This window comes from Lentzea sp. NPDC055074, assembly GCF_053608005.1.
Genome location: NZ_JBSGUQ010000003.1, coordinates 639,039 through 662,793, shown reverse-complemented (window position 1 = coordinate 662,793; position 23,755 = coordinate 639,039). Strand labels below are relative to the sequence as shown.

The 23,755-nt window shown below is 69.7% G+C and carries 19 protein-coding genes; 14 read left to right on the top strand and 5 right to left on the bottom strand.

Features of this window, described 5'->3' with window-relative positions:
• Positions 1–427 precede the first annotated feature (427 nt).
• Entirely contained in the window at positions 428–1,645 is a 1,218-nt protein-coding gene (locus tag ACWF7A_RS10255) for a multidrug effflux MFS transporter (RefSeq protein ID WP_452250129.1), read from the bottom strand.
• A 54-nt stretch (positions 1,646–1,699) separates the two neighbouring features.
• Here ACWF7A_RS10255 and ACWF7A_RS10250 point away from each other — a divergent pair, with 54 nt between their 5' ends.
• Positions 1,700–2,161 carry a MarR family winged helix-turn-helix transcriptional regulator gene (locus ACWF7A_RS10250; RefSeq protein WP_452250128.1) on the top strand — a complete coding sequence of 154 codons (462 nt, stop codon included), beginning with the start codon at positions 1,700–1,702 and terminating at the stop codon, positions 2,159–2,161.
• Position 2,162: 1 nt separating this feature from the next.
• Here ACWF7A_RS10250 and ACWF7A_RS10245 read toward each other — a convergent pair whose 3' ends face one another.
• Both ACWF7A_RS10245 and ACWF7A_RS10240 read right to left on the bottom strand, forming a co-directional pair.
• Positions 2,163–3,146: a hypothetical protein gene (locus ACWF7A_RS10245; protein WP_452250127.1), complete on the bottom strand. Its 984-nt coding sequence runs from the start codon at positions 3,144–3,146 to the stop codon at positions 2,163–2,165.
• A gap of 163 nt (positions 3,147–3,309) precedes the next feature.
• Positions 3,310–4,269, bottom strand: coding sequence for a S1 family peptidase (locus ACWF7A_RS10240; RefSeq protein WP_452250126.1), 960 nt, complete (start codon positions 4,267–4,269; stop codon positions 3,310–3,312).
• Positions 4,270–4,836: 567 nt separating this feature from the next.
• Here ACWF7A_RS10240 and ACWF7A_RS10235 point away from each other — a divergent pair.
• On the top strand, positions 4,837–6,174 hold the full coding sequence (locus ACWF7A_RS10235; protein ID WP_452250125.1) for an endo-1,4-beta-xylanase: 1,338 nt from the start codon (positions 4,837–4,839) through the stop codon (positions 6,172–6,174).
• Positions 6,175–6,238: 64 nt separating this feature from the next.
• On the opposite strand, the gene ACWF7A_RS10230 is transcribed toward ACWF7A_RS10235, so the two are convergent.
• On the bottom strand, positions 6,239–7,765 hold the full coding sequence (locus ACWF7A_RS10230) for a non-reducing end alpha-L-arabinofuranosidase family hydrolase (protein WP_452250124.1): 1,527 nt from the start codon (positions 7,763–7,765) through the stop codon (positions 6,239–6,241).
• Positions 7,766–8,260: 495 nt separating this feature from the next.
• On the opposite strand from ACWF7A_RS10230, the gene ACWF7A_RS10225 reads away from it, so the two are divergent.
• From ACWF7A_RS10225 to ACWF7A_RS10170, 12 genes are all read left to right on the top strand, one after another.
• Complete coding sequence (locus ACWF7A_RS10225; protein ID WP_452250123.1) at positions 8,261–9,961, top strand: RICIN domain-containing protein; 1,701 nt, start codon at positions 8,261–8,263, stop codon at positions 9,959–9,961.
• An 84-nt stretch (positions 9,962–10,045) separates the two neighbouring features.
• A complete protein-coding gene (locus ACWF7A_RS10220; RefSeq protein WP_452250122.1) occupies positions 10,046–11,218 on the top strand; it encodes a right-handed parallel beta-helix repeat-containing protein in 1,173 nt (390 codons plus the stop codon).
• 190 nt (positions 11,219–11,408) lie between these two features.
• Positions 11,409–12,746, top strand: a complete 1,338-nt coding sequence (locus ACWF7A_RS10215) for a glycoside hydrolase family 43 protein (RefSeq protein ID WP_452250121.1) — start codon at positions 11,409–11,411, stop codon at positions 12,744–12,746.
• Between the two features lie 11 nt (positions 12,747–12,757).
• Entirely contained in the window at positions 12,758–14,197 is a 1,440-nt protein-coding gene (locus tag ACWF7A_RS10210; RefSeq protein WP_452250120.1) for a family 43 glycosylhydrolase, read from the top strand.
• Between the two features lie 49 nt (positions 14,198–14,246).
• Positions 14,247–15,221 (top strand): arabinan endo-1,5-alpha-L-arabinosidase, encoded by a 975-nt coding sequence (locus ACWF7A_RS10205; protein ID WP_452250119.1) that lies wholly within the window; start codon positions 14,247–14,249, stop codon positions 15,219–15,221.
• Between the two features lie 10 nt (positions 15,222–15,231).
• Positions 15,232–16,683 carry a family 43 glycosylhydrolase gene (locus ACWF7A_RS10200; protein ID WP_452250118.1) on the top strand — a complete coding sequence of 484 codons (1,452 nt, stop codon included), beginning with the start codon at positions 15,232–15,234 and terminating at the stop codon, positions 16,681–16,683.
• A 19-nt stretch (positions 16,684–16,702) separates the two neighbouring features.
• Complete coding sequence (locus ACWF7A_RS10195) at positions 16,703–17,506, top strand: rhamnogalacturonan acetylesterase (RefSeq protein ID WP_452250117.1); 804 nt, start codon at positions 16,703–16,705, stop codon at positions 17,504–17,506.
• A 65-nt stretch (positions 17,507–17,571) separates the two neighbouring features.
• Positions 17,572–18,717 carry a hypothetical protein gene (locus tag ACWF7A_RS10190; protein ID WP_452250116.1) on the top strand — a complete coding sequence of 382 codons (1,146 nt, stop codon included), beginning with the start codon at positions 17,572–17,574 and terminating at the stop codon, positions 18,715–18,717.
• A 124-nt stretch (positions 18,718–18,841) separates the two neighbouring features.
• The gene (locus ACWF7A_RS10185) at positions 18,842–19,054 is read left to right on the top strand and encodes a hypothetical protein (RefSeq protein WP_452250115.1); all 213 of its coding nucleotides are present in this window, start codon (positions 18,842–18,844) and stop codon (positions 19,052–19,054) included.
• A gap of 69 nt (positions 19,055–19,123) precedes the next feature.
• Positions 19,124–19,693, top strand: coding sequence for an RNA polymerase sigma factor (locus ACWF7A_RS10180; RefSeq protein WP_452250114.1), 570 nt, complete (start codon positions 19,124–19,126; stop codon positions 19,691–19,693).
• Positions 19,686–20,567 carry a CU044_5270 family protein gene (locus tag ACWF7A_RS10175; RefSeq protein WP_452250113.1) on the top strand — a complete coding sequence of 294 codons (882 nt, stop codon included), beginning with the start codon at positions 19,686–19,688 and terminating at the stop codon, positions 20,565–20,567. The genes ACWF7A_RS10180 and ACWF7A_RS10175 overlap by 8 nt, the downstream gene beginning before the upstream one ends.
• Before the next feature lie 250 nt (positions 20,568–20,817).
• The gene (locus ACWF7A_RS10170) at positions 20,818–22,473 is read left to right on the top strand and encodes a hypothetical protein (RefSeq protein ID WP_452250112.1); all 1,656 of its coding nucleotides are present in this window, start codon (positions 20,818–20,820) and stop codon (positions 22,471–22,473) included.
• Positions 22,474–22,479: 6 nt separating this feature from the next.
• On the opposite strand, the gene ACWF7A_RS10165 is transcribed toward ACWF7A_RS10170, so the two are convergent.
• A complete protein-coding gene (locus tag ACWF7A_RS10165) occupies positions 22,480–23,736 on the bottom strand; it encodes a PP2C family protein-serine/threonine phosphatase (protein ID WP_452250111.1) in 1,257 nt (418 codons plus the stop codon).
• Positions 23,737–23,755: the final 19 nt, after the last annotated feature.

Sequence of the window (23,755 nt, the reverse complement as noted above, 5' to 3'; positions counted from 1 at the left end):
CAGCAGTTGCGTCGCGTTGGTTTCAGCGACGTGAACTCGTTCACCGACCGGAATGAGCGGGCACGGCCAAGGGCGGTGGCGCGGGATCGCGCCGCCTCCTTGCGGCACCTCGACGTCGTCGCCGACGACCACGTCCGCACCGGTCACCGCCGCCGCACGAGCCGTCCCTGCCGCACTCGGTGGGGAACCAGTCGACCGCGTCGTGTTGCTGTTGGCGCTGTGCGATGAGAGCACGCACCGCGTTGTCGAACTCTTCGCGCGACGTGGCCTGCTCGACGGCGCGGTGATCACCCAAGCCCGGTGCTTCACCGACGGAAAGCGAACACCACAGGCTGACATTCGGTCGCTCCTCACCGAGCTGCCACCGCGGCCGCCAGTTCCGGCAGGACCCGGTGCTCTTCGATTCCGATCAGCGTCGCGCTCTCCTTCAGTTCGCACCCGCGAGCGCGTCGACGGGTTCCGCGGCGGGAACGTCCGGCACGGCGAGCAGACGGGAGGCGCAGACCGCGATGGCGGCGAGTACTGCGATGAGGATCGCCATCGGCAGCGCGGAGTGGGCGCTGCCGATGCTCACGAGCGGCGAGACCGCCGCGCCGAGCCCGAACTGCGCCGCGCCCAGCACCGCCGAGCCCGTGCCCGCGGCGCCCGGTACCGCGTCGAGCGCGAGTGCGGTGGCCGGGCCCAGGACGAAGCCGAGCGACGCCACCGCGAAGAAGATCGGCACCATCAGCCAGGCGGCGCTGATCGGCAGGAGCGCGAGGACCAGCAGGACCACGGCGGCGCCGAGCAGCCAGCTCGTGCCGATGGCGAGGACCCGGCGCGGGTGGCTGCGGCGCAGCAGCCGTGACGCGGTCGCGCTGCTCGTGATCAGCCCGAGCGCGTTGAGCGCGAACAGCACGCCGTAGCTGACCGGGCCCATCCCGATGACGACCTGGTACAGGAACGGCGAGGCCGAGATGTACGCCATCAGGACGGCGAACGAGAAGACGAACGTCGCCGTGGCGGTGAGGTAGGCGCGCCGGCCGAGTGCCCGGAACCCACCCGTCTTCGCGGTGCCGCGCAGATGCCGCGGGTGGGTCTCCCGCACGACCACGGCCGAACCGGCGAGCATGGCCACGGCGAGACCCGCGAGGACGAACAGCACGCCCCGCCACCCGATCCCGTCGACCATCAGGCTGCCCAGCAGCGGCGCCACCACCGGAGCCACCCCGGTCACGATCATCATGAGGCTGAACGCCCGCGCGGCGCCACGTCCGGTGGCGAGGTCCGCGATGACCGCGCGGCCGATGACCATGCCGGCCGCCGCGGTCAGCCCCTGGACGAGACGGGCGGCGAGCAGGACCTCGATGGTGGGCGCGACGGCCGCGAGCACGCTGGCCGCCACGACCACCGCCGAACCCGCGAGCAACGGCCCGCGCCTACCCCACCGGTCCGAGATCGGGCCGAAGACCAGCTGCCCCGCGGCGAGGCCGAGCAGGAACATCGTGAGCGTGAGCTGTACGGCCGTGTCGCTCGTCTCGAGCTCGGCGGCCATGCGCGGGAACGCGGGCAGGTAGAGGTCGATGCCGAACGGCGCGACGCTCGCCAGCAGGGCGAGCACGAGCAGGAGCGGCACGGGGATGGCGCTGCGGGACGGCGCGTTCACCACATCTCCTATCAACTGATAGCTATCAATCGACAGGAAAAGTAACATGGTCGCGTGGACGAGGACCAAAAGACCCGGTTGTTCGAGCTCGCCGACCTCATCGCAGCGGTCGGCCGCCAGATCCACGCCGCCAAGGAGGGCCTGACCGAGGACCGGTGGTCAGCGCTGGACATCGCCGTGATGCGCTACATCGACCGCAACCCCGGCACCTCGGCCCGCGCCGCCGCCGACGCCACCCAGCAGATCTCCAGCAACTTCAGCCGCGCCCTGCGAGGCCTCGAGAGCAAGGGCCTGGTCCACCGCGAGGCGGACCAGGAGGACGCCCGCCGCGTCCGCCTCTACCCCACCGCCCGCGCGCAGGCGAACCTCCAGCGGCTGCACGGCATCTGGAGCGACCTGCTCGACGGCGTCGTGTCCGACGAGGACGAGATCGACGGCATGATCACCACGTTGCGGCACATCGAGACGAGGCTCGCCGAGAAGGCACTGGCGCGGGCGGCGCGCGGCGACCGGTAGGTCAGACCGCCCGTGCGATGGCGATGTTGCCGGCCAGCCGGTCCCCCGCCTCGTAGATCATGTACTCGCGGCCCTGGTAGGTGCCGAACGACGGCGCGGCGGCCCTGCCGTTGTCCGGCGAGCCCGCCAGCGAGTCGTGGAAGACGCCGAGGTGGTTGCGCTTGCTGAAGTCGAGGCCCACCTCGGTGATGAGGATGTTGCCGCCGCTGCCGATGTCGGTGTTGTAGACGACGTAGACGCTGTTGTTGCGGAACAACAGGTGCGGCCCGCCGACGTTGACCGCGCCGACGTCCTGGTGCCGCACGAGCGGGGTCTGCGCGAACGACCAGTCGCGGGCGTTGGCCGACCAGCCCCAGCCGATGTCCCGCCGGTTGCTCGCGTTGTTGATCATGAACACCATCACGTACCGGGCGCCTCGCGACGGCAGGTCGTGCCGGAACACCCTGGCGTAGGAGGTCTCGGTCGTCCCCGCGGGCAGCAGGCGGGTGGACAGGACCTCCTTCTCGTAGGAGAAGTGGATGCCGTCGGCGGAGCTGGCCAGGCGGGTCACGGTGTTCTCGCCGTGGAAGTACAGGTACATGCGCTTGGCGTCGTCGTTCCACATGGCGTGCGGCGAGGACACGTGCGACACGCTGTACTCACCGGGCCAGTTCCTCGTGATGATCGGGTTTCCGGCGTACTCGGTGAACTCCTCCTCCAGCGAGTTCGCGTACGCCAGGCAGATCCCGCCGGGGGCGTCGTGCGGCGCGTAGTAGAGGTAGTACGCGGCCAGCGCGCCGGAGATGCGGTTCTTCGTGCCCCGGATGGTCGGGAAGATCAGTTCGTTGGTGGGGTTGTAGCGGAGCTTGCTCTTCACCAGCGCGAGCCTGCGGTACCGGTAGTCCGGGAACCCGGCGGGCGCCGCGCCGGCGGTTCCTCCGGCACTCGCCGCCAGCAGGGCCGCGCTCGCGGTGCCGATCAGCAGCTGACGACGATTCGGTGCCATGGGACGCTCCTTCGCGTTGAGGACTCCGCGATTTCGGACCGTAGAGGCCGACATGCGATGAAACAAGGCTGTAATACGAATTATCAGAGCCAAGCGAGACGGGGTGCCCACGCCGTTCGACGGCTGCGGGCACCCCACTCTCCCTTGTGGACGTAGAAGACGATCAGTAGACGGTCACCCCGTAGGCCCGGAGCGCCTCGGTCACCGGCTGGTAGAACGACCGCCCGCCGCTGGTGCAGTCGCCGCTTCCGCCGGACGTGAGGCCCAGCGCGGTGTTGTCGGCGAACAACGGCCCTCCGCTGTCCCCGCCCTGCACGCACACGGTCGTCGCGATCATGCCGGTGACGGTCGTGCCGTCCACGTAGTTCACCGTGACGTTCAGGCCCGTGACCTTGCCCCGGTGGAACCCGGTGGTGCTGCCGCTGCGGCCGACCGTCTGCCCGACGACGGGGTCACCCGCGTTGTCGATGCCGCGACGGGTGCCGTTGTAGAGGTTGACCTCGCCGGGCCTGCTGATGCCGCTGGTGTAGCGGAACAACGCGTAGTCGTTGCCCGGGAAGCTGGTTCCCGTCCTGGACGCGATGACCTGGCCGGCCGAGGTGCTCCAGGTGGACGTGGCGTTGCCGCAGTGACCGGCCGTCAGCAGGTACGCGGTGCTGGTGCCGGGCGTCTTCACGTTGAAGCCGAGCGAGCAGCGCACGCCGCCGCCGAGGATCGCGTCACCGCCCGCGATGGTGGTGCGGAACGAGCCCGCGACCTGCTCCAGCCGTGCGGTGGAACCGAGACCCGCCACCACGGACCTCACCTGGTCGAGCGCCGCACCGGTCACCGTGGCGTCGGCGGACACCACCACCTGGTTCGTGACGGGGTCCGTGCCCCAGGCCGTGCCGGGGATCTTCGCCGTGCGTTCCAGCACCGCGACGCCGGCCTCGAGCACGGCGGCACTGCGCTCGACCACCTGAACCCGTGCGCCGGCCGCACGCGCGGCCACGGCCGCGGCCTCGTCGGTCACGGTGACGACGAGTCGCCCGGACTCGTCGAGGTAGGAGCCCGCGGTCGCCGCGCCGAGCCGAGCGGTGAGAGCGGCGGCGTCGGGCGCGGCCAGCGCAACGGGCGCGCTCACGACGAGAGCGGAGGCAAGAATTGCAGTCGACGCCAACCTGATGGTGACAGCACAACGACTCATCGATTCTCCTCGATTGTCCCACGAATGAAGGCGGGCGGCTCGCCGTGCGTACGGAAAGACAGAGTGCTCGATTCCCCGAAATGCGTCCAGATGCCTAATATTATTTGTTTCCGGACGACCTTCGCGAGGTTCGCGACTTGACGAACAGATCTCGAACGTCCACACGTTCGTCGGTACGTCGAGTTTCGAAACTTTCACAAATTAGGACCCGCGCACCCGCTTCACCGCCGTCGAAACCGCCTCGAAACAGGTGCTGGCGACCACGCCGCCCACCTGTGCATTCGACGGACGTTCGACGACCTGACATCCGATCATCGGCGTTCACGCAGGTGAACGCCGATGCGAGACCGCCGCGGAAACGAGGGGTTGATCGGCCGGGCCGGTTCTGCTGATACTGCTCGGTGTTTCCAGTCGAACGGGGTGGATTTGGCGCAATCCACTCCGTTCGAACGACCGGTTCCATTCCCACCCGTGTCCTCACGGGTTCTCCCAGAAAGCGCCTACATGACACTGACACCGAAGTCAGTCGCACGGGTCTCACTCGTGTCCGCTCTCGTCGTCGCCGCGGCCGGTGCCGCGGTGCTCGCCGCGGCACCCGCCAGCGGCGCCGCCTCCACCCTCGGTGCCGCCGCCCAGCAAAGCGGCCGCTACTTCGGCACCGCCGTCGCCGCGAACAAGCTCGGCGACTCGACCTACGTGGGCATCCTGAACCGCGAGTTCGACATGGTCACGGCCGAGAACGAGATGAAGATGGACGCGACTGAGCCGAACCAGGGCCAGTTCAGCTACGGCAACGCGGACAGGATCGTGAACCAGGCCCGCAACCAGGGCAAGCGGGTGCGCGGGCACGCGTTGGCGTGGCACTCGCAGCAGCCGGGCTGGATGCAGAACATGTCCGGTTCCTCGCTGCGCAACGCGATGCTCAACCACGTCACCCAGGTCGCGAGCTACTACCGCGGCAAGATCTACGCGTGGGACGTGGTGAACGAGGCGTTCGCGGACGGCAGCAGCGGCGGCCGGCGTGACTCCAACCTCCAGCGCACCGGCAACGACTGGATCGAGGCCGCCTTCCGCGCGGCCCGTGCAGCCGACCCCGGCGCCAAGCTCTGCTACAACGACTACAACACCGACAACTGGTCACATGCCAAGACCCAGGGCGTGTACCGGATGGTGCAGGACTTCAAGTCCCGCGGCGTCCCGATCGACTGCGTCGGCTTCCAGGCCCACTTCAACAGCGGCAACCCGGTGCCGTCCAACTACCACACGACGTTGCAGAACTTCGCCGCTCTCGGCGTGGACGTCCAGATCACCGAGCTCGACATCGAGGGCTCCGGCAGCTCGCAGGCCCAGCAGTACCAAGGGGTCACGCAGGCCTGCCTCTCGGTCGCGCGCTGCACCGGCATCACCGTGTGGGGCATCCGCGACAGCGACTCGTGGCGCGCGTCCGGAACGCCGTTGCTGTTCGACGGCAGCGGCAACAAGAAGGCCGCCTACAACTCGGTGCTGAGCGTCCTGAACAACGGCACGGGCACCACCCCGCCGACCACCACCACGACGACGTCCAACCCCGGCGGCGGGGGCTGCACGGCCACGTACTCCGAGGGCGAGAAGTGGAGCGACCGCTTCAACGGCAACGTCACCGTGTCCGGCACGGACAACTGGATCGTCACGGTCACCGTCAGCTCGCCGCAGCGGATCATCGCCACCTGGAACACCAGCGCCAGCTGGGACTCCGCCAACGTGATGACCGCTCGCCCCAACGGCAACGGCAACACCTTCGGCTTCACCATCCAGCACGGCGGTAACTGGAACTGGCCCAGCGTCTCCTGCCGCGTCGGCTGATCCCGCGAAAGAAGGCCGTGCCGCAGACCCGAGCGGGTCTGCGGCACGGCCGTTTCACGTCGGATCAGCGTTGCAGCGTCAGCAGACCCGGGCGGTACGGCAGCCGGCCGTAGTCGCCACCGGAGCTCGGGTCGCGTCCCTGGTACAGGAGCTGCAGGTTGCAGGGGTCGATGGTCTTGGTCTGGTCGGGGTTGCTGCGGATCAGGTCTCCGTGGCTGATGTCGTTGGTCCAGGTGGCCCCGCTGTTCGCCCTGCCGGCGAACGGGTTGCTCTCGGTGGCGGCCTGCGGAGTCCAAGAACCGTTGAGGCTGCTGGACGTGAACGAGCGGAAGAACCGCCCGCCGCTGCCCATCGCCTCGACGATCATGAGGTACTGGTTCTGGCCCTGGACCTTGTAGACCTCGACGGCCTCGAACAGGTTCGCCTGCGTGTCGCTCATGATCTGCGTCCAGGACGAGCCGAAGCTGCCGGGGAAGTTGCCGATGGGCATGCTCGCCCGGTAGATCTTCCCGTTGTCACCGGCGAAGAACAGGTACATGTTCGTGTCGTCGCCGATGAGCGTCTGGTCGATGGCGCCGGTGCCGGAGTCGGGAATGCGCCCGGTGAACAGCGTCTGCGGCGACGACCACCCGTTCGCGTTCGTGGGGTCGTTCGAGGTGCGGTAGCTGAAGGTGGTCGGGCCCCACTGGTAGGTGAGCACCCAGATGTTCTTCGGCGCGAAGTAGAACAGCGTCGGGGCGACCGCGCCGGTGCTCATCGCGTTCTGACTGGCCGAGCCCATGTCCGACCAGTTCGTGAAGGTCCCGAAGTTCATCGAGCCCCAGGTCGTCCCCGTGTCGTGCGTCGTCGCGTAGACCAGGTGTTTGCCGTTGTACATGACGTGGGTGAAGTCCTTGAGCGACACCCATCCCTGCCTCGGCTGTGCCAGCGGCCCGGTCGAGGACCAGCGGTAGCTGGACGGCAGCTGGCACGAGCCGCCCGGCGTCGTGGTGGTGGTCGTCGTGGGGCCCGTGCCCCCGCCGACGCGGACGAGCTGCCACTGCTGGTTGGTGCCGCCCCAGTCGCTGTACTGCACGACGTTGGCCCCGTCGGCCGTCGAGCCGCCCTGGACCTCGACGGCCTTGTTGCTGTTGCGGTTGACCAGCCGGACGTGACCCCCGTCGGAGTCGGCCAGGCGGAACTGCTGGTTCGTGCCGTTGCCGTCGGCCCACTGGACGATGTTGCCGCCGTCCGCGGTGGAGAAGTTGTAGACGTCGAGGACCTTGCCCGACAGACGTGACTTCAGGCGGTAGTAGCCGCCGCCGCTGTCGACGAACTGCCACTGCTGCTGGTTTCCGTCGTTGCGGGCCCACTGGGTGATGCGGGCGCCGTCGTTCGTGGCGAGGTTGTAGACGTCCAGAGCCTTGCCGCTGTTGCGGTTCACCAGGACGTACCAAGCGCTGGTGTCGACGGTCGCCGCCGACACGGGCGCCGCGCTGAAGGCCGCGACCAGGCCGCCGAGCAGGGTGGCCACGGCGGCGGTGATGCCGACCGCTCGGCGGCGGCGGGCGCGGGCAGCGGAGGTGGGCGGGTGATGGCCTGTTTCGGCCATGAGCACTCTCCTCATTCGTAGCAGAGACACGGAACCCGGAGACCACTTGCGCCGAGCGGCTGAACGCGCGCTTCGCACTCTGGAGGATGGTCTCGGTCGCGGTCAAGGCGTGTCGAACGCGTTCGAAAGGAAGCCCGCGCGGCGAAACGAATCCACTGAGGACCCGAGAATCCACGCAGGTTCTTTCGGAACAAATACCGACCACCGGCCCTCCCACATCGCCCCTCCGTCAAAGGGCGTTTGTTCACGGATATGACCAGCCCAGCGCCACGGTTGTTCACGAGTGTGACCAGCAGGAATTTTCAGCTGGGCCCGGTAGATCCATTCGACACACGACGACCTGGACCTTCGACGAATTCGACTTCGAGCATCGACTCCGGCGTGAATCATTCCGGCGTTGACCCCACCGGAAGAACGCTCTTAGCATCCGACGGGAACCCCGCCACGCATCCGAAGAAAAACCCTTTCTCCTCAGCGTCGAGAAGTGGAGTCCCCATGGGCATTTCGGAACAGTCCGCGCACCGGGCGCGCCAACGCCGGGTCCGCGCCGGACTGGCGTCGGGTGGCGCGGTCGTCGCACTGGTCACCGCGCTCGCGGCGTGGCCTGGCCTCGCCGCCACCGCGAACGCCGCGGGCACCTACGAGCTGAAGAACACCGGCAGCGGTCTGTGCCTCGACGCGGGGACGAGCCCGTCGAGCGGGACGCAGCTGCGGCAACAGGCGTGCGTCGGCCAGCAGTGGGTGCTGACCGACGTCAGCGGCGGGGTCAGGATCACCGCGGGAGGCCTGTGCGTCGGTGTGCGCGACGCGTCGACCAGCGCGGGCAAGCCGATCCAGCTCGAGACGTGCACCGGCGCGGCGAGCCAGGTCTGGGCGCTGACGCCGAACGGCGACAGCCAGCGCCTGGTCAACGCCAACGGCGGCAAGTGCATGAACATCAAGGACAACGCCACGACGTCAGGTGCGTTGGTGCAGACGAACTCGTGCGACAGCGCTGCCACGAAGCAGTGGGCGCTCGCACCGGCCGGCGGACCGACGAGCACGACGACCACCACCACGACCACGACGACCACCGGCCCGACGACGACCACGACGACGGGGAACCCTCCCGCCAACGCGCTCTACGTGTCGCCGACCGGTCGTGACAGCGCCTCCGGCACGATCTCCGACCCGACCACGCTGACCGCGGCCCTCCCCCGCGTCGCCGCGGGCGGCACGATCTTCCTGCGCGGCGGCACGTACAGCTTCTCCCAGACGGTGACGATCCCGGACACCAACAACGGGACGTCCGGTGCCCGCAAGAAGCTCGCGGCCTACCAGGGCGAGACGCCGGTGCTGAACTTCTCGGCGCAGAGCGAGGACCCGGCCAACCGCGGCCTGGCCGTGAACGGCTCGTACTGGCACGTGCAGGGCGTCGTCGTCGAACGCGCCGGGGACAACGGCATCTTCGTCGGCGGCAGCAACAACGTCTTCGAGCGCACGATCACCCGGTTCAACCGCGACACCGGCCTGCAGCTCTCGCGGAAGCTGTCCAGCACGCCCAAGAACGAGTGGCCGGCGAACAACCTCATCCTCAGCGCGGAGTCGCACGACAACGCCGACTCCGACGGGGAGGACGCCGACGGGTTCGCCGCGAAGCTCACTTCCGGCCCCGGCAACGTGTTCCGCTACTCCGTCGCGCACAACAACATCGACGACGGCTGGGACCTCTACACGAAGTCGGACACCGGCGCGATCGGTGCCGTCACCATCGAGGACTCGCTGGCCTACAAGAACGGCACCCTGAGCAACGGCGGGCAGGCGGGCAACGGCGACCGCAACGGGTTCAAGCTCGGCGGCGAGGACATCGGCGTCAACCACACGATCACCCGCACCATCGCGTACGACAACGGCAAACACGGCTTCACCTACAACCGCAACCCCGGCTCCATGAGCGTGTCGAGCAACCTCAGCATCGACAACGACGAACGCAACTTCTCCTTCGACGCGGGCAGTTCGGTGTTCCGCACCAACACGTCCTGCCGCAGCAGCAGCGGGAGCAACGACAAGGTCGTCGGGAACTCGGACTCCACCAACCAGTTCTGGTCCGGCACCAACGGTTCCCGGTGCTCCGGCTACAGCGGGGCCCTCGGCTGGTCGTTCGCCTCCGACGGCAGGCTCGTCGTCACCCTCGGCGGCAGGACCGTCGCATTCTGACCACCGTCGCCACCCATCCCGGGCCGGGTCAGTGCGTCAGCCGCGCTGGCCCGGCTCGCGGCAACCCCTGCCCGGGAGCAGAAGATGAAGCTCGGTTCTCTCGTCGCCGCGGCGGCCCTGTCCGCCGGTGCCGTGCTCGTGCCACTGCCGGCCACCGCGGCGTCCGCCCTGTACGTGGCGACCACCGGTGACGACGGCAACCCCGGCACGGTGACAGCGCCGCTGAAGACCATCCAGAAGGCGGTGGACCTCGTCTCGGCCGGCGGCACCATCCACGTCCGCGGCGGCACCTACGCCCCGGCGACCACCATCCAGATACTCGAGAACGGCACGCGGAGCGCACCGATCACGTTGCGCGCCCACAACTCCGAACACGTGGTCATCGACGGCGAGAACATGCCGCACACCCCCGGTCCGGTCGGGTCCTTCATCCCCAGGGCCGAGCGCGGCGCGATTCACATCGAGGGCGACTGGTGGCGGCTCGTCGGCCTGGAGATCATCCACGGTCCGTACGGCATCTTCGGCCTGGACGTGAACAACACGGTCTTCGACCGGATCACCACGCGGGACAACTACGACTCCGGCCTGCACATCGTGCTGGCGTCGAGCAACAACCAGATTCTGAACCTCGACAGCCACGGCAACCGCGACCCGCGCAAGAACGGTGAGAGCGCGGACGGCCTGGCGATCAAGGAGGGATCCGGTACAGGCAACGTGGTGCGGGGCGCCCGGTTGTGGAACAACTCCGACGACGGCCTGGACTTCTGGATGTTCTCCTCGCCGGTCCTGGTGGAGAACAGCGTGACGTGGGGCAACGGCTTCAACCGCTGGAACCTCCCCGACTTCACCGGCGACGGCAACGGCTTCAAGCTGGGCGGCAACGGCGTGGCTGCCGGGCACACCGTGCGCAACAGCGCGGCGTGGGACAACGCGGTCGGCGGGTTCGTCGACAACAACAACCCCGGGCAGCACGTGATCGACCGCTGCACGGCGTGGGACAACCCCGGCACGGGCTTCAACCTCAGCCGGTCGTCCAGCACGCTGACGAAGAACCTCTCGGTGGCCAACGGCACCGCCGTCTCACTCGGCTCCGGTTCCACCGGCAGCGGCAACTCGTGGAACGCGGGCGGTTCCTGGCCGCTGCAGAGCACCGATCCGGGCATCGTCACCGGTGCGCGCGGCGCGGACGGGGCGATCCGGTCGTCCGCGTTCCTGCGTCCCGCCAACGGCGCCGATCTGGGTGTGCGCTTCCCGTAGCGGACGTTCGACACCGCCCGTCGAACGCTTCATCGAATGGCGTTCGACAATGGTCAGCGCACGGCCGAGCGGCTTGTTATCGCTAACTTGATCTCTCTCGCAAGAAGCACTATTGCCATGAATATCCACTTGGCCACATAGTGTTAGCGCTAACGTCCCGGAGCCTCCCAACGTTGCTAGGAGCCGGTCCATGCGTTTCTCCCTGCCTCGTGCACTGCTGGCCGGCGCGTTCGCCGTCGGAGCAGCCGTCGCCACCGGTCCCGTCGCGACGGCCGCCGGTCCCGTGCCGCACTACGTGATGACCGCGTTCACGAACAGCAGCGAGTCGAACATGTACGTCTACGACTCGGCGAACGCGACCGGCTTCACCCAGGTCCGGGCCAACGCCTACACGCCCCCGTCGGGCTTGATCCGCGATCCCAGCGTCATCCGGCACACCGACGGCTACTACTACATCGTCCACACGACGAACTGGACGGGCGACACCATCGGCTTCGCCCGCAGCGCGGACTACGTGAACTGGACGTTCCTGCGCACCGTCCGGGTAGGACTGAACGGGTCGACCGGCAGCACGTGGGCACCGGAGTGGTTCAAGGACTCCGACGGCAGCGTGCACGTGGTCTTCTCCGCGTCCACGACGGGAACCGCGGGGCAGTTCCGCCCCTACCGGATCACCGCGACGAACGCGGACCTGTCGGCGTGGAGCAGCCCGGTGGCGCTCGGCATCCCGGCGAACTTCATCGACAGCTTCCTGGTCAAGGTCGGTGGCACCTACCACAACTTCCTCAAGAACGAGACCACGAAGTACATCGAGCACGCGACCGCGACGTCGTTGAACGGGCCGTGGACGTTCGTCGGCACGGGCAACTGGGCGGGCTGGGGTTCCGGGCTCGAAGGGCCCGCGCTCGTGCGCCTGCCCGACGGCCGCTGGCGGATCTACTTCGACCAGTACGGCCAGCGGCGGTACTTCTACGCCGACAGCGCGAACCTCACGAGCTTCGGCGCCAAGGCGGAACTGACCGGGCTGTCGGGCACCGCACGGCACTTCACCGTGCTGCGCGAGGACTCCGGTGACGGCACGGCGGTGGCGACGGGCAGCAGGTCGCTGCGGTCGGTCAACCTCCCCGAGCGGTACGTCCGGCACCGCGACAACCTCGGCTACGTCGAGCCGGTGAGCTCCTCCAGCACGGTCTCCGCGCGCCAGGACGCGACGTTCACCGTCGTGGCCGGGCTGGCGAACGCGAGCTGCTACTCGTTGCGCTCGGTGAACTTCCCGGACCGCTACCTGCGGCACTACGGCTTCCGCGTGCGGCTGGACACCGGCACGGGTGACGCGACCTTCGTCCGCGACGCCACGTTCTGCGGGCGGGCGGGCCTCGCGGGCGGCGGCAGTACGTCGTTCGAGTCGTACTCCCACCCCGGACGGTACCTGCGTCACCAGAACCACGAACTGCGCGTCGACTGGCGCACCTCGGACTCGGCGTTCGCCGGTGACGCGTCCTTCACCGTCACCACGCCACTGGCCTGAAAGGACAGTCGATGAAGACGGTTCTCCTCCGCCTGGCCGCACTCGTGCTCGCCGTCGCGACCTGCGTGGCCGGGACGCCCGTGCCGCGGGCCGGTGCGACGCCCGCGGTGCGGTACACCAACCCGATCGCGGAACGGCGTGCCGACCCGCACATCTTCAAGCACACCGACGGCTTCTACTACTTCACCGCGACCGTGCCGGAGTACGACCGGATCGTCCTGCGCCGCGCGACCACGATCCAGGGGCTGGCCTCAGCGGCGGAGACGGTGATCTGGCGCAAGCACTCCAGCGGGGAGATGGGCGCCCACATCTGGGCACCGGAGATCCACTTCATCAACGGGAAGTGGTACGTCTACTTCGCCGCGGGCCGCACCGACGACATCTGGCGCATCCGGATGTACGTGCTGGAGAGCTCCAGCGCCAACCCCCTCACCGGGTCGTGGACCGAACGCGGCCGCATCAGCACCCCGTGGGACACCTTCTCGCTGGACGCCTCGACGTTCGTGCACAACGGCGTGCGCTACCTGACGTGGGCGCAGCAGGAACCGGGCATCTCCACGAACTCCAACGTCTACCTCGCCCGCATGGGCACGAACCCGTGGACGATCACCGGCGCGGTGACCAGGTTGACGGTGCCGACGCTCGCCTGGGAGACCCGGGGGTTCAAGGTGGCGGAGGGACCGGCCGTGCTGCAGCGCAACGGGAAGGTCTTCCTGACGTACTCGGCCAGCGCCACCGACGCGAACTACTGCCTCGGCCTGCTGACCGCGCCGGCGACCGCGGACCTGCTCGACCCGGCGTCGTGGGCCAAGAGCGCCAACCCCGTCTTCGCCACCAACGCCGCCACCGGCCAGTACGGCCCCGGCCACAACTCGTTCACGGTGTCCGAGGACGGCAGCAGCGACGTCATGGTCTACCACGACCGCAACTACCGCGACATCAGCGGCGACCCGCTCAACGACCCGAACCGCCGCACACGCGTGCAGAAGGTGTACTTCAGGTCCGACGGCACACCGGACTTCGGCATCCCCGTGCCCGACGGCGCCACCCCCGTGCGGCTCAGGTCCTACGCGGCGACCGACCGCTTCGTGCGGCACTGGGAGTACCGCGCGCGGATGGAGGCGAACGTGTCCCCGCTGGCCGACTCGCAGTTCAGGATCGTCACGGGCCTCTCGGGTTCCGGCGCGGTGTCTCTGGAGTCGACGAACTTCCCCGGCTACTACCTGCGGCATCGCAACAACGAGCTGTGGGTCGAGCGCAACGACGGCAGCGCCCTGTTCCGCGGCGACGCGAGCTTCGCCCAGCGGGCGGGCCTCGCGGCGAGCTCGGCGGTGTCGTTCGAGTCGGTGAACTACCCCGGCCTCCACGTCCGGGTCGCCAACGGGCTCGTGGTCCTGCAGGCCGTGACCGACGCGCAGGGACGGGCGGACGCCACGTTCGTCCTGGAGTGACGAGGGTTCCGCCGCCGCGACGACTCCGTCCAAGAGATCGAGGTGTCTCATGGCCGCTCCGAGGAAGACAGCACTGGCAAGAGCAGCACTGGCCGTGGCGGTGGTCCTCGCGACCGCCGTCACGACGGCACCGCCCGCGTCGGCCCATCCCCTGCCGGGCCGCGTCACCGGTGACGTCAGCGTGCACGACCCGAGCGCGGTCCGGCGTGCCGACGGGAGCTACCTGGTGGCGCACACCGGCACGAACATCGCGCTCAAGACCTCGACCGACCGGATCGCGTTCCGCGACGCGGGGCCGGCGTTCCCCGGCGGCGCGTCGTGGGCCTCCCCGTACACCGGCGGCGGCAGCACTCTCTGGGCGCCGGACCTGTCCTATCGCGACGGACGTCACTGGCTCTACTACTCGGCCTCGACGTTCGGCTCGAACAGGTCGGCGATCTTCCTCGCCACCAGCACCAGCGGGAGCTCCGGGACGTGGACCCACCGCGGGCTGGTCGTCGAGTCGCGGACCTCGGACGACTTCAACGCCATCGACCCCGACCTCGTCGTGGACGACCAGGGCCGCTGGTGGCTGAGCTTCGGCTCGTTCTGGTCCGGCATCAAGATGATCGCGCTCAACCCGGCGACCGGCCTGCGGGCCGACTCGACGCTCCGTTCGATCGCGGGCCGCAACGGCGGTCCGATCGAAGCCCCGAACATCGTCAAGCGCGGTTCCTACTACTACCTCTTCGTCTCGTTCGACTACTGCTGCCGGGGCGCGTCCAGCACGTACCGGGTGATGGCCGGCCGTTCCACCAGCGTCACCGGCCCGTACGTCGCCCGCGACGGCACCGTCCTGACGTCCGGCGGCGGCACGGAGGTGCTGGCCGGTCAGGGCAGCGTCCACGGGCCCGGGCACCAGGACGTCCTCTCCGACGTCGACGGCGACCTCCTCGTCTACCACTACTACACCGACACCGGCGCGTCGCGGCTCGGCATCAACCTGCTGGGCTACGACTCGGCGGGCTGGCCGGTCCTGCGCTAGGGAGAAGACCTTGACCTCGATCACCCGCCGGCGCGGCACCGCCCTGGCCGCCACCGTCGTCCTGCTGAGCGGCATCACCGTTCCCGTGGCGTCCGCCGCCGTCGTGGACACCAGCGCGTCGTACGCGTTGGTCAACCGCAACAGCGGCAAGGCGTTGGACGTCTACGACCTGTCCACCGCCGACGGCGCCCGCATCTCGCAGTACGCCCGCAACGACGGCGCCTGGCAGCAGTGGCAGTTCGTCGACTCCGGCGGCGGCTACTACCGGGTGAAGTCGCGGCACAGCGGCAAGGTCCTGGACTTCGCGTCGACCGCGGACCGGGCCGGGCTCGTGCAGACGACGGACGCGGGCCGCACCGGTCAGCAGTTCCGGCTGGCCGACTCGCCGGACGGGCACGTGCGGCTGGTGAGCCGGGCGAGCGGCAAGGCGGTCGACGTCCTCGACTTCTCCGCGGCCAACGGCGCGCAGGTGATCCAGTGGCCCGACACCGGTGGCGCCAACCAGCAGTGGCAGCTGGTGAGGATCGGCGCCGCCGGCAACTTCACCAACCCGATCAAGCGCAACGGCCCCGACCCGTGGCTGCAGTTCCACAACGGCTACTACTACCTGGCCACCACGACGTGGAACTCCACGATCACCATGCGCCGTTCACGCACCCTGGCGGGCCTGTCGAGCGCTTCGGACACCGTCGTGTTCAGCCTGTCCGGCCGCCCCAACGGGTGCTGCAACATGTGGGCGCCGGAGTTCCACCTTCTCCACGGCCGCTGGTACCTGTACTACGTGGCCGGGCAGAACGTGCAGGACTACAACCCCACCCAGCGCCTGCACGTGCTGGAGAGCTCCGGCTCCGACCCGATGGGCCCGTACACGTTCAAGGCGGACCTCGGGAGCACCTGGGAGCTCGACCCGAGCATCCTGCAGCACAACGGGAAGCTGTACCTGATGGGCAGCGCGATGGACGGCACCCAGAGCCTCACCATCACCCCGCTGTCCAACCCGTACACGATCAGCGGCGCGCGACGCACCATCTCGCAGCCCACCCTGGCCTGGGAACGGCAGACCGCGCCGGTCAACGAGGGCGCGGAGCCGTTGTACCGCAACGGCCGCACCATGATCGTGTACTCGGCCAGCGCCTGCTGGGGTCCCGACTACAAGCTCGGCCTGCTCACCCTCACCGGGTCCGACCCGCTCAACCGCGCGCACTGGACGAAGTCGCCCGACCCGGTGTTCCAGCGCAACGACGAGCACGGGGTCTTCGGGCCCGCGCACAACGGGTTCTTCAAGTCACCCGACGGCACCGAGGACTGGATCGTCTACCACGGCAACACCAGCGCCTCGGGCGGGTGCGGGATGGAGCGGTCCACCCGCGCGCAGAAGTTCACCTGGAACGCCGACGGCACCCCGAACTTCGGCACCCCTGTCCCGCTCGGCGTCCAGCTCCCCGCGCCGTCGGGCGAGTGACGCATCCGAAGGGAAGTCCATGCTCCTCAAGCGCACCCCCGTCGTGATCGCCGCGGCCCTGTCCCTCCTGTCCGCGGCGGGACCCGTCGCGGCGTCACCCCCGGTCACCATCTACGTCGTGGGCGACTCCACAGCCTCCACCTACACCTCGGCGCTGGCTCCCCGCGCCGGGTGGGGCCAGGCGCTCCCGGTGTTCCTCTCCGGCGGCGTGGTCACGGCGAACGAGGCGCTGTCCGGGGCCAGTTCGAAGAGCTTCTCCGACCTGGGCCGCCTCGACCCCGTCCTGTCCCGGATCGAACGGGGCGACCACCTGCTCATCTCCTTCGGGCACAACGACCAGAAGAAGGAGGACCCGGCCCGCTACACCGAGCCGTCGACGACGTACAAGTCCTACCTCTCCCAGTACATCGACCGGAGCCGGGCCAAAGGAGCGAAGCCCGTGCTCGTCACGTCCGTCGAACGGCGCCGCTTCACCGGCGCGGGAACCGCCGCACCCTCCCACGGCGCGTACCCGGCCGCGATGCGCGAGCTCGCCGCGGCCAAGGGCGTGCCGCTCGTCGACCTGACCGCGTCCAGCCTCGAGCTCTGGAACAGCGCGGGCGTCGAGGGGACGAAGAAGTACTTCCTGCACCTGCCGGCCGGCTCCCGCCCCAACTACCCCGACGGGATCGAGGACGACACGCACTTCCAGGCCGCCGGGGCGATCGAGGTGGCCAGGCTCGTCGCGACCGCCCTGCGCGACCAGCGCGTCCTGCCGCCTGGCTCGTTCCGGCGGCTCACCGCCCCGGTGCCGGCGAGCGCGATCGTCTGGCCCCGGGACTGACTCGTCCGCTGTCGAACCCCAGGTGAGACGGCCCGCCGCCGAACACACCGAAGAGGAGATCTCCCATGTTCTCGACAAGGTGGCGCGTCGGCGCGGCCGTGACGGCGGCGACTGTGCTCGGCGGTATGACACCCGCGACCGCGGAGCCGCACGTCCTGGCGTGCGGCGACCGGTCGTTCAACGCCGAGGCGGTGCTGAGCGGCAGCACGTGGACCTCGCGCAACGGCAGCCGGACCGTGTACACGGGCGGCGACATGCGGGCCGCCGTCCAGGCCGCCCTCGACAGCCTCACCGCGGGCCGCACGTCGAAGCAGTGGGTGCTGGTGCGCGGCAGCGGGTCGATCAGCGCGGGCTCGCGGATCTCGTTGCCCAGCTACACCGGAATCGACGTCTGCGGCACGGTCAACGTCACCGGCACGGGCTCCGGCGACCAGGCCCCGATCTACTCCAGGGGCACCCGTGACGTCGAGGTGCGCTACCTCAGCGTCACCGGCCGCCCGTTGTACGGCATCTTCCTGCGCAACGTCGACAACGTCGTGCTGGGGCAGATCGACATGCGGCTGTCCGGCGGCCTGGGCGTGCGCATCGACAACCGCGGCAACACCAGCGTGCGCAGCCGCAACATCCGGATCGACAACGCGTTCGTGTCCGGCGCGAGCAGCCACGCCGTCGAGACGTACGGCGTGGACGGCCTCACGGTCGGCACGGTGACCGCGCGCAACGTCGGCGAGTCCGGGCTGCTGCTCAACGACACGATCAACGCCTCGGTCGGCACGGTCGACGCGGAGAACGCCGGTGCGGGCACCGGGTACGCGGCCTTCCGCACGGCCAACCGCAACGGCCGCATCGGCAGCGGCTATCCCACGAACGTCCGGGTCGGCACGGTGCGGGCCCGGGGCGGTGGCCGCGGCGTGTTCTGCGTGTCGGAGAGCGGTGGGCTGACCATCGACCGGCTCGACCTCGCGAACACCGGCAACAACGCGGTGCTCATCGAGAACTGCACCAACGTGGTCCTCGCGGCGCAGAGCGGCACGGTGACCGGCGGCGGTGAGATCCGGCTGGCGGCGCGCTCGGAGTTCCCCAACAACCGGGACATCACCGTCCAGAACCTGACGATCAACAACTCGGCGGTGCGCGAGAGCCCTTGCGGCACCAACACGACGTTCCGCAACCTCACGTTGAACAACAGCACGTCCACCGTGTGCTCGTGACGCCGATTGCGCGAGGGTGAACGCACCGTTGCCGAGAACGCACTTGTCGTCGCCTCCAACCCTGCCTAGGTTCGAAAGGGAGCTCACGGCGATCGCCATTTCCGACCCTGCCCTCGTCCCGGGCGTGGACGCCTCAGCGGTGAAGGACGGGGGCAGGGTGCGGGAGCTGTTCGTCCATCCGGTCAAAGGTCTCAGCGCTCACCACGCGACCTCGAACCTGGAGCTCCGTTGCACCCAGCACAGGGGCATGACCGTGGTCGGTTCGTTCACCGCGGCCGGTGAGGACGCCTTCGTCCGGATCCGGCTGGAGCCCACACCCCGGTCCGGCCTCCGCTGACCCGGCCGTGAACCCGATCGGGGCGCCGAGCGGAGTACAGGGCGAAGACCCTTCGCCCGAAAGGCCACCATGACAGCGACCGACGCGGAGCTCATCGAGGCGTCGTTGCACGTGCCGGAGAAGTTCGCCCTGATCTTCGACCGGCACGCGCCGCACATCCAGCGCTACCTCGCCCGGCGTCTCGGCCAGCAGGCCGCCGACGACCTGCTCGCCGAGGCGTTCCTCGTGGCGTTCTCGAAACGACAGCGCTACGACCGGTCCCGCGCGGACGCCCGGCCGTGGCTGTACGGCATCGCCACCAACCTGGTCGGCCAGCACCGGCGGGAGGAGGTGCGCCGGCACCGGGTGCCCGCGGCCGTGTCCCACGTGGGCGACCACGCCGACCGGGTGGCGGCCGACGTCACCGCCCAGGCCATGCGGTCGGTGCTGCGCGGCTCGCTGGCCGTGCTGTCCGCCGAGGACAGGGACGTGCTGCTGCTGGTCGCGTGGGAGCAGCTCAGCTATCTCGAGGTCGCCGAGGCGCTGGCGATCCCGGTGGGAACCGTGCGTTCCCGGCTGAACCGCGCCCGCCGCAAGGTCCGGGAGGCGCTGGGAACCGACAACCACACCGAGGTCGAGGAGCTGCTCAACAATGGATGACCTCCAGCTCGTCCGGGAACTGGACGACACCCCGCTCAAGTCCGCCGACCAGCTGGCCGCCGCACGAGCCCGGCTCGTCGCGGGCATGAAGCCGCGCGGGCGCAACCGCACCGGGGTGATCGGCGTCGCCGCGCTCGCCGCCGCGGCGACCGTCACCGCCGTGGTGATGGTCCTGCCCTCCGGCTCGCCGGACGCGCCGAAGAACGACGCAGCGCCCACCGGGTCCACGGCGCCCGCGGTGGACACCGCCGTGCAGCTGCTGAACCACGCCGCCGCGGCAGCCCGTTCGAAGCCCGACGAGGTGCCCCGGCCAGACCAGTTCTACTACGTGCGCAACGGCGCCTGGGAGGGCTGGTTCTCCGTCGACGGCACCCGTGACGGGCGGATCGCCACCGGCATGGGCGACCAGCCGCTCACCACCCCCGGCTGCGTCGGCGGCAGCAGGAGGGTGTTCGACAAGTACGACCAGCCGACCGGCGCCGTCGAGGCCTGCACTCCGGACCGCGCGTACCGCGACGACCTGCCCACCACGGCCGACGACATGCTGCGGCTGTTGAAGGGTGAGGAGGAGAACCGGCCGGTCAACACGTATGGCAAGGACGTGATGAGCCTGGTCCTTCACTCCTACCTGCCGGGACCGCAGCGGGCCGCGCTGTTCGAGGCGGCGAGCAAGGTGCCGGGGCTCACGGTGGTGCGGGGCGTCTCGGCGGGCCGTCCCGGCATCGGGATCAGCTGGCCGGTGCCGGAGGGCTCCGCGGCGTGGGCCCAGCCGGTGGTCCTGGTGTTCGACGAGGTCACCTTCGAGTACCTCGGCACGAAGAACAACCCGCAGGACGCGGCCGGGTTCGTCGACCAGGTCGGGGACCGCGTGTAGGCGCTGTCCTGCGAGTTCGTCAGGTGGGAGACGCGGCTGAGAGTCCCGCAAGCTGTGTCGCCGCGATGACCTCGTACCGGGCGGCGGTGCCGTTTCCGGCGCCCTCGGCCGCCGCTCTCGCCCGACGAGACTTGCAGGACAGCGCCCGGTTCCGGGCAGATCCGGTTCCAGGCAGATCCGGTTCCGCCCGGAACCGGACCCGCCTTTTGTTAGCCTCGACGCCACTCTCCTCGACCTGGCGGGACGGACCGTGTTCGACGCTGACGACCTACCGGCCTTCGAGCTCCCCGTGTTCGACGAGGCGCACCCGGACGACGACGTGGAGCGACCGCCGTTGCGCGGCACCACCTCACCGCCCGCCGGACTGCACGACGTGGACTGGGCGGCTCTCGACGACGCGTACGGCACGGCGGACGAGACGCCGTGGTTCATCGAGGCGCTGACGAGCGACGACGAGGGCGACCGCGGTTTCGGCGTGTACGGCCTCTACGCGGCCACCACGCACCAGGGTTCGGTCTACACCGCGTCCGAGGCCGCGATCCCGTTCCTCGCCGAGCTGGTGCGGCGGGACGACACGACGGCGCTGGTGTTCCTGGCCCGGATCGCCGTCGGCGAGACGCACTTCGTGGCGCGGCCCGACGACGTCGCCAAGGCCACGAGCGAGTACGCGGGGGCGGTCGCGGAGTTCGCCGCGGACGTCGAGGCGATGTGGACCCGCACGGGCGACGACGAGGCGTTGCGGCTGCTGGTGCTGCTGAACCGCGAACCGGAGAAGCTGCCCGCCCTCACACCGGACGCGACGGCCGGACTGTGCCTGGCCCACGGTTTCCTCGCCGCGCGCGACAACGGCGTCACGCCGGGCGGTGCGAGACGTGCCGACGCGAGAGTGGAACACGTTGCCGCGGCACGGGATCTGATGACCGGCAGCCCGTCGCTGCACGTGCGGGGAGCGGCCGCCGCGTGCTTGGTCTACTCAGGATTCGCCGACGACCACTCGCTGGCGTTGCTCCACCACCTCGCGCAGGGCGAGTACCCGGTGCACGACGTGTGGACGGGGGATCTCGCCGACCTGGCCGCCTCGGCGTGGACGTTCGGCACGGACGACGACGGGCTGCTCACGGCGCCCGAGAACAGCCGGCCGCCCCTGCACGGCCGGTTGCTCGAACGGATGGCGCGGCAGTTCCGGCCCAGCGGCGACGTCTACCGCCCGCTGGCGCCGGAGGAGCTGACGGCGGCCCAGCGCACGACCCTCGACACCGCGCTGCGCTCCTCGCCCGAGACGATCACCGGCGCGGACGTCGACTACCTGTGGGCCGACGTCCCGGGAACGGTGGCCGCTGCGCGGCGGTTGCTCGGCACGGCGACCGGCGAACTGAGCCGCCGCACGCTCCTGGGACCGCTGTGGTTCGTGCTGGAGGACGGTCTGCTCGCTCGGCAGGACACGGAGTCCGCGCTCGCCGCTCTGGCCGAAGTGGACGCCTGGGCCGCGCTCGGCGAGGTGTTCGCTCCCCGGCGGCCGGACGGCACGGACGAGTCGATCACCCTGACCGTGCGCCGCTTCCGCGGCGACAACGGTGAGGACGCCGCGACGCTCGCGCTGTGCTCGGTCTTCGCCGACGCGCTCGCCGGCCACCGTCCCCAGGCGGAGGCGTTCCTCGACGAGTGGCTGCCGAAGGTGTCCGAAGTGGACGGATACGACCTGGCGTTCGCTGTTCCCGCCCAGCGCATCGGCACGGCACTGGCGGCACTGGCCCGGTCGGGCGGGCTGCCTGGGCGCTTCCACCCGATGGTCAAGCCGTACCACCGCTTCCCGGAGTACTCCAAGGTTCCCTTGCCGCTGCTGCGCGAGCTGGCGGAGGCCCTGCCGGAGGACGCCCCTCGCGCCGCATGGCTGGACGAGGGCTGACGAGCGTCACGGGCGGTGGCGCATCGCCATCACCGCGATGTCGTCGGTCGCCTGCTGGTCGCCGACCATCGTCGCCATGACGCGGATGCACGCCGACTCGGGACTCGTGGGCGTGACGGCCTGGCGCAACCGTTCCAGCCCCATGTCGAGGTCCTGGTCCCGGCGTTCGACCAGGCCGTCGGTGTAGAAGAGGATCAGCGCACCCGGCGGCACCGCGAAAGTGGTGCTCCGCCGGCCGGTGCCGCGCAGGTCGAAGCCGACCGGCGGGTCGACGGGACCCTCGACGAACCGGGGTTCCTCCCCCACCACCGCGAACACCGGCCGCAGGTGCCCGGCGAGGGCGAGGGTCATGGTGTGCGTCGCCGTGTCGATGACGGCGTAGGCGACCGTCGCCATGATGTCGTGCTCGAAGTGGCTGGCCTTGCGGTCGAGCTTGCCGAGCACCACCGCGGGGTCGGGGTACTCCAGGGCGTACGCGCGCAACGCGCTGCGCAACCGTCCCATGATCACCGCGGCGGTCAGCCCGCTGCCGACGACGTCGCCGATCACCACCCCGACGCGTCCGCCGGGCAGGTCGAACACGTCGTACCAGTCGCCACCGACACCGCTGCCCGCCCCCGCGACGTACCGGGTCGCGAACTCCCAGCCCTCGGTCGTGGGCAGCCGGCCGGGCAGCAGGCTCTCCTGCAACAGCGCCGCCGCGGCCCGTTCGGCACGGGTGCGGTCGACGTAGACCGCGACCGCCAGCCTGTCGGCGACGAGGCGCAGCGCCTCGACCTCCTCGTCGGTGAACAGGCGCGAGGCGGTGCTGCCGACGTGCACGACACCGGTGAGCTCGCCCTCGGCGACCATCGGCACGCCGAGCAGAGCCCGCAGGCCGTGCTTCCACAACAACGGGTTGACCACGGTGGACTCGTCGACGCGTCCGATCTGGACCGGCTCCCGCAGCGCGGCCACCCGGCCCGCGAAGCCCTTGCCCAGCGGCACGCGCGCTCCCTGGAAGACCTCCTCTTCGAGGCCGGAGGTGGCCCTCGCGACGAGGTGGGTGCCGTCGCGGTCCACGAGCAGGACGGTCGCCGTGTCGACCGAGAGCAGGTCCCGCACACCGCCGAGCAGGGCGTCGAGGAGCTTGTCCAGGTCGAACTCCGTCAGCGTGCGGTCCGTGACCAGGTCGAGAGCACGCAGACGGATCGAACTGCCGGTCGCACCCATCCGCACCCCGTCCCGCCCGATCGTGGCCACGACCCTACCGCGTTCCGCCACCCGGACAGTCCACTGTAGA